The following is a 9,445-nucleotide window of genomic DNA, read 5'->3' on the forward strand; positions in this document are numbered from 1 at the left end:
GTCTGGGGGCACGCTACACGGCCGACGGTCCCGGGCGAAGAGCCTTTCCGGCTAGCCGCCGGTGATCACGAAGCCCGTGCCGGGTTCTCTGACGATGTCGCCCGTCGCGGAGTTGGTGATGGTGACGCCGGTCAGCGTGGCGCTGCCGCGGGCGCCGCCCTGGGCGAGGATGCCGGCGCCGTTGTTGGACCTGTCGATGCGGACGCCGGTGATGACGACGCCCGGCATCGCGCTGCCGCCGGACTTGAACTGGATGCCGTCGTAGGTGGAGTCGGAGATCTCGGTGTCGCGGATGGTGACGCCGGGGATGTCGCCGTTCGGGGCGAACAGGGTGATGGCGCCGAACTTCTGCTGCTCACCCCAGAACACGCCGCCGCAGCGGTGGAGACCGTTGTTGGCGAGCAGGGTCTGCCCGGAGAACGGCAGCGGGTCGTGGTCGGTGGCCAGCATGATGCCGGGGTAGTTCGCCGTGTCGTAGATGAGGTTGTTCTCGGCCTTGTTGCCGTAGCCGCCGTAGATGGCGATGCCGTTGGCGCGCCACGGGAGCTGGATCGTGTTGTTGACGAAGCTGTTGTCGTGGGCGATGTCCACCGAGGGGTTCTTCACGTACCGGTTGGCCCAGACGGCCAGCGCGTCGTCGCCGGTGGTGCGGAACGAGGAGTTGAACACCCGGGAGTTGCGCGTGCCGTTGGTGAAGTTGATGCCGTCGGCGTAGGTGTTGCGGATCCGCATCCCGCTGAACTCCAGCCCGTCGCCGGGGCCCCACAGGTCGGGGATGTTGTCGTAGTCGCGGCCGACCCAGGCGCCGACGTTGGCGTGCTCGATCCAGACGTTGCTGATCCGGGTGTTCAGCCCGAACCGGCCGTTCAGGCCCACGCCGCCCTCGGCGCCGCCGGGGCCGCCGCGGATCCGGCCGGAGCCGAAGATCGCGATGTCGGAGATCTGCACGTTGTCGTCGATGTCGAAGCCGAAGTTGCCCTCGTGCGGGTGATTGATGCCGCCGGTGGCGAGGTGCGGCTCGGTCAGCGTGTAGAGCTGCGAGTGCCACATGCCCGCGCCGCGGATGGTGACGTCGCTGATGCCGACCTGGTTGTACTGGCCGCGGTTCAGCGGGTCGTCGGTGAGGATCTTCTTCTCCTGGCGCCACTGGCCCGGCGGGATCCAGACGCAGGAGATGACGCCGTTCTGGTCGTCGGTGACCGCGCGCTGGATGGCGGCGGTGTCGTCCACGCCGTCGTTGGGCACGGCGCCGTACTGGGTGATCGGCACGCACCCGGCGGGCCGGCTCGTGGCCGGCGCCACCTGCTCCAGGTCGATCATGTCGATGATGTAGAAGGACGCGGTGTCGGTGGCGTCCCGCTGCAACCGGAACTTCGTGCCGGGCGGATAGGAACCGGACAGCAGGGCATGCGACTCGTCGAACAGCCGCCGCGCGTCGGCCTGCGGGGTGTTGGTCAGCGCCTCCGAGCCGTCGGTGTCGCCGTACAGCCAACTGTGGCGGGACGACAGCGACAGCTTCTGGGCGAAGGTGCCGTTGATGTACAGGCTGATGGTGGCGTCGATGCCGCCGCCGCCCGGCGCGTCGGGGATCGAGTTGCGCACCACGATCGAGTTGGCCGGCACGGTCGAGGTGAACTCGACGTACTGACCGGTGCTGTTGAGGCGCACCGACCGGCGGCCGGACGACTCGGTGGCGAAGTTGGTGTGGCCGAAGGTGCGCAGCGGGTCGGCGACCAGCAGCGTGCCCTGGTAGGAGGCGGCCTCGGCCTCGTAGGAGGTGTACGGGACGGCCGCGCCGCGCCCGACCACGATGGACCTGGAGAACGAGTTGTTGTTCTCGTTGGTCTCGGTGACGACACCTGTCGCGTCGGCGGTCGCGGTGAGGGTGGCGCCGCCGCTCGTGGCGGTCCAGCTCCCGCTCACGGCCACGTCGACCGTGGCGCCCGCCGCGATCGACGGGGTGCCGGTGTCGAGCGTGGCGCCGCCCACCGTCAGCCGGGTGACCGTGGTGGCGCCGGTCGCGGTGGTGCCCCGGTTGTTCACCGCGACGGTGAAGGTCACCGCCGCGCCGACCGCCGGGTTCGGCGGGTTGGCGGTGACGCCGGTCACCCGCAGGTCCGGCCCCGGCGCCTCGGAGACCACCAGCGGGGACGGCGCGGTGAAGGCGTTGTTGGTCTCGTTCTGCTCGAAGACCGTGTTGTCCTCGTCCACCCGGGCGATCACCGGGTAGCTGCCCGCGGCCCGTGTGCCGATGGTGTGGGTCACCGTCGTGGACGCGCCCGCGGCGAGGCCGGGGACGGCGGCGGTGCCGGCCAGGATGCCGCCGAGGTAGAGGTTCACGGTGTCCGCGGCGGACGCCGCGGTGCCCGCGTTGCGCACGGTGGCCGACAACGTGATCGAGCTGGTCTCGACGGGGGAGGCCGGGGTCCACGACAACGCGGTGACGGTGAGGTCGGGGTTCGGCGCGGGGACGCCGAAGACCTGGAACTCCGCCACCTGCCCGCCGGGTGCGCCGCTGTTGCTCGCGAACCTGAGCTGCACGTCGGCGACCGACCCTGACACGTTGATCGTCACCGTGTTCCCGGTGGCGGGGTCGAAGGTGTGGTTGGTGGCCGAGGCAAGGCTCTGGAACGTCCCCGAGCTCTGCTCACGGCCGAGCACCTGGATGTTCTGCGTGCGGGTGCCCCAGGCCGCGTCGGGGTTCAGCTTCAGCACGACGGAGCTCACGCTCGCGTTGGCGCCGAGCTTCACCGTCAGCGTGTTGGGGAACGCGCCGGAGTTAGCCTCCCAGTACGTGCTCAGGTTGTTGTCGTTGGCGTTGGACGCCACGTACGTGTGCACGTGCCCGGACTCGACCATCTCCTTGCCGATGGCGAGGTTGGTGCCGGTGCCGCCGGTGCCGTTGCGGGTCACCGAGTTGCTGTCGGCCGACTGGTTGCCCGCCGCGTCCCTGGCCCGCACGAAGTACGTCACGGTCGCGCTCGCCGGCTGGGAGTCGGTGTAGGTGGTGACGCCGCCCGCGACGCTCGCCCGCAACCGGTTGTCGGCGTAGACGTCGTAGCCGGTGACGCCACGGTCGTCACTGGAGGCGTTCCAGGTCAGCCGGATCTGCCCCGTGGCGGGCTGGGTGTAGGCCAGGTTGGCCGGCGCGCTCGGCGGTTGGACGTCGCCGCCCTGCCCCGACCCGTAGATCTCGAACTCGGAGATCTGCGCGGCCGGCCACCCGGTGTTGGCGGTGACGTCGACCCGCCAGTACCGGTGGCTCGCGGCCGGGAAGTTGATCGTGACCGAGTTGCCGGTGGCCGGGTCGAACGTGTAACCCGCCGAGGCCACGACCGTCGAGAAGCTGGTCCCGTCCGCGCTTCCCTGGACCGACAGCGTCTGCGTGCGGGTCTGCCACGCGGCGGGCGCCGGCACCTTGAGCACGATCTGGTCCACGCTGGTGGCGACCCCGAGATCGACCCGGGCCCACTGCGGGAAGCTGTTGTTGGCGCTCTCCCAGTAGGAGTTCTGGTCACCGTCGTTGATCGCGGAAACGGGGTACCCGGCCTGGGTGCTGGCGGCCGACGTCGCCTTCCCCGGCGACAGGTTGGGCCCGCCCGCCGCGGTGGCAGGCACGACGGTCCCGACGACGAACAGGCCGGCGGCGGCCACCGCCGCCACAAGCCGTAATGGTCCGTGCGACTTTCTCATGAGATCTCTATCTCTCGTCAGGCTCGACAGGGTCGGGGGGTGCGAAGGCGACTGCCTTCACCGCACACGGATGGGGGCAGGTGCACGGACGCAGTGCATCCCTGAAGTTGCGAGGAAGAGCGAGAAAAAAACACTGATCTGCAAAATTCTTGCGCAGCGCTGGCCAAAGGTTACATAGGCACAACAGTGCCGTCAACGGGTGGAAAACACCTTTGTGAAGCGGCCGCCGGAGAACGTCACGGCGCCGCGCCGCCGGAGCACGTCACGGCGGGGGAGGGGGTGCCGGTCAGACGGCGGTGCGCTCGGAGGCGCGGTCGGCCGGGACGAGGGCCGGACGCTGCTGCGGCACCGGGGAGGCGATCACCGGGAGGGGGCTCAGCGGAGCCATGGGCGCGGGGATCGCGGCGGCGGCCGGGCGGGTGCGCTCGCGCAGGAGGGTCTTCAGCACGCGCCAGCCGTCGCGGACGGCGTGGAGGTTGCTGGTGCCGTGGATGCGGCTGTGCTCGTGGCTCGGGATCTCGTGGACGGTGAGGCCGGCCTGGGCGGCGCGGATGTTCATCAGGGTCTCGATCTCGAAGCCGTCGCAGTCGAGGGCGAGGGCCGGGAGGTGGCGGGACCAGAACGCGTTGTAGCCGTAGCACAGGTCGGTGTAGCGGGTGCCGTGCAGGCGGTTGGCCAGGGCGGTCAGCACCCGGTTGCCCAGGGAACGGGTGGGGCTGATGTCGTCGGAGCCGGCGCCGGAGGCGTAGCGGGAGCCCTTGGCGAAGTCGGCCCCCGCGACCAGGGCGGAGACGAAGCGGATGATCTCGCGGCCGTCGGTGGAGCCGTCGGCGTCGATCATGACGATGATGTCGCCGGTCGCGGCGGCGAAGCCCTCGATGAGGGCGTTGCCCTTGCCCCTGCGGGTCTGGGTGACGACGCGCAGCCCGGGGCGGAGCGCGCGGGCGACGGCCACGGTGTCGTCGGTGGAGTGCCCGTCCACCAGCACCACCTCGTCGATCCACAAGGGCAGGGTGGCGAACACGTGCGGCAGGTTCTCCGCCTCGTTCATCGCGGGGACCACCACGCTGATCGTGACTCCGAGCGCCAGGTCCTCGCTGACCGGGGTGTAGCCGGTGCGGCGGACGTGCTCGGTTCGCGGCGTGGAGACGATCCCGTGCGTTGTCATGGGCGAAGTGTGCGCCAAGCCGCCTGCACGTCACTTGACGGCGCCTTGCAGGCCATGATCAGCGATCTTTCGGCGCCTTTCGCGGAAGAGGGGACACGCGGCCGCGGCTCCCAGGTGGCGCGGCTAATCTGCGGGGCATGCGAGACTCTCCGCCGCACACCGCCGAGGACGCGCGGGCCTTCACGCCGCGGCTCGTCGGCACCGAGATCGTCGTCGTCTTCGCGGTGTCGCTCGGCGCAAGTGCCCTGCGTTCACTGGTGTCCCTCATCGGGTCCCTCACCGCGACCCGCGATCTGAACGCCCAGCGCGCGGTGCTGGTCGGCACCATGGCGCCCGGCCGCCCCTGGCTGGACCTCGCCTACCAGCTCACCGGCATCGTCATCTCCCTGGCGCCGGTCGCCCTGGTCGGCTACCTGCTCGCCCGCTCCGGCGAGTCGATGCGCACCATCGGCGTGGACCGCCGCGAGCCGGGCCGCGACCTGGTGCGCGGCGCGGCCCTCGCGGCCCTGGTCGGCGGCACCGGCCTGGTCTTCTACCTCTTCGCCTTCCAGGCCGGCGTCAACCTCGACGTCGTGCCGGACCGCCTGCCGGACACCTGGTGGCGCGTGCCGGTGCTGGTCCTCGCGGCCGCCGAGAACGGCATCCTGGAAGAGGTCATCGTCGCCGGCTACCTGCTGCACCGCCTGGACCGCCTCGGCTGGTCCCCGTGGCGCGCCGTCGCCCTGTCGGCCGTGCTCCGCGCGTCCTACCACCTGTACCAGGGCTTCGGCGGCTTCGTCGGCAACCTGGTGATGGGCCTGTTGTTCGGCCGCCTGTACCAGCGCTGGGGCCGCGCGATGCCGCTGATCGTCGCCCACACCCTGATCGACGTCGTGGCCTTCGTCGGCTACGGGCTGCTGCGAGGGCGGGTGAGCTGGCTGCCGTGACCCGCCGATCGTGAGATGTCAATGCAGGTTGACGTGATCATGTATGTCAACCTACATTGACACTCGCACGCGATCCGACGCGGAAGGGGTGGACCCATGAGGACGGCGACGCTTGAGGTGCCAGGGGCGCGCATCTATCACGAGGCGCACGGCTCGGGGCCGACGTTGCTGCTCATCGCCGGCGGCAACGGCGACGCGGCGGGTTTCACGGGCCTCGCCCGCCTGCTCGCCGGCCGGTACACCGTGGTGGCCTACGACCCGCGGGGCAACTCCCGCAGCGAGCTGACCGAGCCCCCCGGCCCGCAGCGGATCGAGACCCACGCCGAGGACGCGCACCTGCTGCTGAAGGAGGTCGCCGGGGAGCCCGCGTACGTCTTCGGCAGCAGCTCCGGCGCTCTGGTCGGCCTCGACCTGGTCACCCGCCACCCCGAGCAGGTCCGCACCCTGGTGGCGCACGAGCCGCCCGCCGTCACCCTGCTGCCCGACCGCGACCACTGGCTGTCCTTCCTGGACGACGTGCGCGACACCTACACCGCCGAGGGCGTGGACGCCGCGGCGGCGAAGTTCGCCGGGGCCATGGGCCGGCGACCCGTCATGGAACCGCAGGGCGAGCTGCCGCCCGGCGTGCGGGAGATCGTCGAGCGCATCCGCAGCAACTTCGACTTCTTCTTCGCCCACGAGGTCACCACGTTCCCCCGCTACGAGCCCGACCTCGCCGCGCTGCGCACCGCCCCGGTCGTGCTCGCCGGCGGCGTGGAGTCCCGCGACCAGATGCCCTGCCGCGCCGGCGCCGAGCTCGCCGCGCGCCTCGGCCTGCCGGTTCTCGACTTCCCCGGCGACCACGTCGGCTACATCCCGCACGCCGGCGCCTTCGCCGAACGCCTCCACGAAGTGCTCTCCGAGTGATCATCAGTGTCGATGGCGGATTTCATGGGGATTACTTGACCAGACCATCGGCGTGAGGACTCCGGGAGGCGGCGCTGGGCGCGCGCGGGATCGTCGGTGTCTTCGCGACCGCGGCGGTCCTCGTCTCCCTCGCCGCCCACGGCACCCCCACCGACGCCCCGGCCCCTCCGGCGCGATCCCTGAAGCAGGCCAAGCCGCTGGACAACCCCGACGGCACCAAACGCGGCCTGTCCCCCCTCACGTCCCGGTCCGACCGCGCCGCCGCACGCAAGCTCATCAGGAAGCTCCGGGTCGGCACGTCAGGCTCCCTGACCGGCTACACCCGCACGAAGTTCGGCAGCAAATGGGCGGACGACGCCCGCGGCATCCCGTACGCACGCAACGGCTGCCGCACCCGGGACGACCTCCTCGCCAGAGACGGCCAGAAGGTTCGCCACCGCAAGGGCTCCGACTGCGTCGTCGTCTCCCTGCGCCTCACCGACCCCTACACCGGCCGCACCATCACCTGGCGAAAGTCCGACGCCGACCGCGTCCAGGTGGACCACGTCGTGCCTCTCTCCTACGAATGGCGCATGGGCGCCCGCACCTGGCCCATGGCCAAACGCCTGCGCATCGCCAACGACCCCCTGAACCTGCTCCCCGTCTCCCGCGAGATCAACATAGCCAAGGGCGGCTCAGGCCCCGCGGGCTGGCTCCCCCCGTCCCACCGCATCCGCTGCGCCTACGCCGCCCGCTTCGCCCAGGTCGCCCTCAAGTACGGCCTCCCGGTCACCGCGGCCGACAAACGGGTCATGCTCCGCCAGTGCCGCTGAACACGGCTCACTGACATGTCATGGTTCACTGGCCACTTTGACCACCAGGTAGAGCCCGGCGAGGTCTGGAAAGAAGTGGCGCCCGGTGGCGTCAGTCATCTTCCAGTCCACCCGGCAGGATCCCGGCCGTGCGGGTGCGGTCATGGGCACGCTGATCCTGATCCGCGAACCCGGATGAGTCAGGGGAATAGGCGTCCTGGTGGACGACGAACACAGACCTGGCCCGTCCGCGGGGCCCTGACGAGTGAGGTAGCGATTCCGCCAGACGATCACACCGGAATTCTGGATCTCCCACGTCTTCACGAACCGTTGTCCTGTACGCACCCGTGACCCATCGGGAATAGTGATATCGGCGATAAAAGTTGAGTCGTCGCCGGGAACCAGCGGACCGAAACCGGCATGTGGTGAAGCGGGCGTGGACATCGGCACCGCGGGCCGTTCGGGCGGCCCGGCGGCGATCACGGAGAATCGGAGCCACATAACCGCGACGAGAGAGAGAACGACGAGTAGTGCCGCCGTGCCCGCAATGGCGAGCCGTCGGTGTATCGATGGCCGGTGTACGGCGGACGGCTCTGGATCGCCGGGCGGTATGGCCTTGGGCCGCTCCCGCGTCGCCGGAACAGGTTCCGCGGGGGCGGTGGATCGGTGCGCTCCGGCTTCCTCCCATCGCTTCCTGGCTCTTTGCAGCAGTACCGCCGCGGCCCGGGCGTCGTTACGGGCGGAGGCGGTGACCAGTGCTTCGACGAAGGGCCATTCAGGGAGGGCTTCTCCGGTCAGGTTCTTTGAAATCGTGTCCCTGCTGTAAGAGATACGCTTTTCCGCTTCTCGTAACGTCATCCCCGCTTCGTCGCAGCGCTCACGCAGCCACGCGGCGAGGGCGCGGAGCTGAGGATCTTCCCCTTTAAGGGGCGCCCAGGGTCGTCCCCGTTTGGGCCGCTGCTGATCATTTGTCATGTTGTCCACCCGTCCATGGCAACGATCAACTGAATTGTCAGGGATGCACCTGCAGGAACACATTGTCGTGGTCCCTGACATTTCCCGCCACCCCACGATGATGACCGGCTCGGCGGATGAGCGCCGACGCCACGCAATTCAGTCGGCCAGTAGGAGGGAAACAACATGACCGCGATTCCCGCGACAGGTACGCGAGAAGTGGAGGCCCCTGGAACGAGGGCCCGGCGGCGCCGGCGTGGAAGGACCGCCAGTCTGGCGGTCGCCATGCTGGCTGTCATGGCCGGCATTACCCCGGCCGTCTCCGCGAACGCGGCGACGTCCGTGTTTGCCGCCTGTTCTGGATCCATGTGCCACGGACTCGACCCCTACTCCTCCGGTTGCGCGTCCAACGCCGCGGCGGTGCGCACTGCCGCGATAAACAACGGGAACGGGACCGGGCGGGTCGAGCTCTGGTATTCGTACAACTGCAACGCCAACTGGGCCGTCACCCGGTCGTATTCGGGGTCCCGCAGCCTGTGGTCGGGTGTCTGGGGCCGGGACTACGGGCGGATCAGCGGCCAGTACGAGAATCTGTCCGGGTACAACTGGATCTACACGAACATGATCAACGGTTCGTGGGTGACGTGCGCCGGTGGCGACAACTCCGGCGGCATGGGGCCTGAGGTCGACACCGCCTGCGTCTGACAGGCCGGTGGACGGCGGGACCCGCACCGGGACGGTGCGGGTCCCGCCAAGAGGCGGGACATGGCATCGGGACGGGGTGTGGTGGTCAGAGGCGGCGCAGCAGGGCCTGTTTGGCGGTGGTGAACTCCTCCTCGGTGAGGACGCCCTCGCGGTGGAGCTCGCCGAGTTCCCTGAGGCGGCGCAGGAGGGCGTCGGGGTCGTCGCCGGGGGCGGCGGGGGTGGCGGGGACCCCCAGCGGGGCGGCGCTGCGCCGCGCCGCGGGCCGCGGCCGGCCCCGCCGAGGATGGAGGACAGTCCACCCG

The 9,445-nt window shown here is 70.0% G+C and carries 8 protein-coding genes; 4 read left to right on the plus strand and 4 right to left on the minus strand.

What is annotated here, in order from left to right:
• Positions 1–51 precede the first annotated feature (51 nt).
• Both ABGB17_RS10335 and ABGB17_RS10340 read right to left on the minus strand, forming a co-directional pair.
• Complete coding sequence (locus ABGB17_RS10335; protein ID WP_347627841.1) at positions 52–3,693, minus strand: CARDB domain-containing protein; 3,642 nt, start codon at positions 3,691–3,693, stop codon at positions 52–54.
• A 286-nt stretch (positions 3,694–3,979) separates the two neighbouring features.
• Positions 3,980–4,861 (minus strand): glycosyltransferase family 2 protein, encoded by an 882-nt coding sequence (locus tag ABGB17_RS10340; protein WP_347627843.1) that lies wholly within the window; start codon positions 4,859–4,861, stop codon positions 3,980–3,982.
• A 137-nt stretch (positions 4,862–4,998) separates the two neighbouring features.
• Here ABGB17_RS10340 and ABGB17_RS10345 point away from each other — a divergent pair, with 137 nt between their 5' ends.
• The 3 genes from ABGB17_RS10345 to ABGB17_RS10355 all read left to right on the plus strand — a co-directional run bounded on the left by ABGB17_RS10345 (position 4,999) and on the right by ABGB17_RS10355 (position 7,505).
• A complete protein-coding gene (locus ABGB17_RS10345) occupies positions 4,999–5,787 on the plus strand; it encodes a CPBP family intramembrane glutamic endopeptidase (protein ID WP_347627845.1) in 789 nt (262 codons plus the stop codon).
• 96 nt (positions 5,788–5,883) lie between these two features.
• Positions 5,884–6,693: an alpha/beta hydrolase gene (locus ABGB17_RS10350; RefSeq protein WP_347627847.1), complete on the plus strand. Its 810-nt coding sequence runs from the start codon at positions 5,884–5,886 to the stop codon at positions 6,691–6,693.
• Between the two features lie 365 nt (positions 6,694–7,058).
• A complete protein-coding gene (locus ABGB17_RS10355) occupies positions 7,059–7,505 on the plus strand; it encodes an HNH endonuclease family protein (RefSeq protein WP_347627875.1) in 447 nt (148 codons plus the stop codon).
• A gap of 18 nt (positions 7,506–7,523) precedes the next feature.
• Here ABGB17_RS10355 and ABGB17_RS10360 read toward each other — a convergent pair whose 3' ends face one another.
• The gene (locus ABGB17_RS10360) at positions 7,524–8,540 is read right to left on the minus strand and encodes an NBR1-Ig-like domain-containing protein (RefSeq protein ID WP_347627849.1); all 1,017 of its coding nucleotides are present in this window, start codon (positions 8,538–8,540) and stop codon (positions 7,524–7,526) included.
• A 264-nt stretch (positions 8,541–8,804) separates the two neighbouring features.
• Between ABGB17_RS10360 and ABGB17_RS10365 the strand changes: the two genes are divergently transcribed.
• Positions 8,805–9,143, plus strand: coding sequence for a DUF2690 domain-containing protein (locus ABGB17_RS10365; protein ID WP_347627851.1), 339 nt, complete (start codon positions 8,805–8,807; stop codon positions 9,141–9,143).
• An 85-nt stretch (positions 9,144–9,228) separates the two neighbouring features.
• Here ABGB17_RS10365 and ABGB17_RS10370 read toward each other — a convergent pair.
• Positions 9,229–9,445 (minus strand): SHOCT domain-containing protein (locus ABGB17_RS10370; RefSeq protein ID WP_347627853.1); only part of this gene is annotated, 217 nt, incomplete at its 5' end.

The sequence above is a fragment of the Sphaerisporangium sp. B11E5 genome (assembly GCF_039871875.1).
In the GTDB taxonomy this organism is placed as follows: domain Bacteria; phylum Actinomycetota; class Actinomycetes; order Streptosporangiales; family Streptosporangiaceae; genus Sphaerisporangium.

What these genes read in the sequence shown, in the direction of transcription:
- ABGB17_RS10335 (WP_347627841.1), bottom strand. Translation starts at nt 3,693, where the DNA reads ATGAGAAAGTCGCACGGACCATTACGGCTTGTGGCGGCGGTGGCCGCC.
- ABGB17_RS10340 (WP_347627843.1), bottom strand. Translation starts at nt 4,861, where the DNA reads ATGACAACGCACGGGATCGTCTCCACGCCGCGAACCGAGCACGTCCGC.
- ABGB17_RS10345 (WP_347627845.1), top strand. Translation starts at nt 4,999, where the DNA reads ATGCGAGACTCTCCGCCGCACACCGCCGAGGACGCGCGGGCCTTCACG.
- ABGB17_RS10350 (WP_347627847.1), top strand. Translation starts at nt 5,884, where the DNA reads ATGAGGACGGCGACGCTTGAGGTGCCAGGGGCGCGCATCTATCACGAG.
- ABGB17_RS10360 (WP_347627849.1), bottom strand. Translation starts at nt 8,540, where the DNA reads ATGTCAGGGACCACGACAATGTGTTCCTGCAGGTGCATCCCTGACAAT.
- ABGB17_RS10365 (WP_347627851.1), top strand. Translation starts at nt 8,805, where the DNA reads ATGTGCCACGGACTCGACCCCTACTCCTCCGGTTGCGCGTCCAACGCC.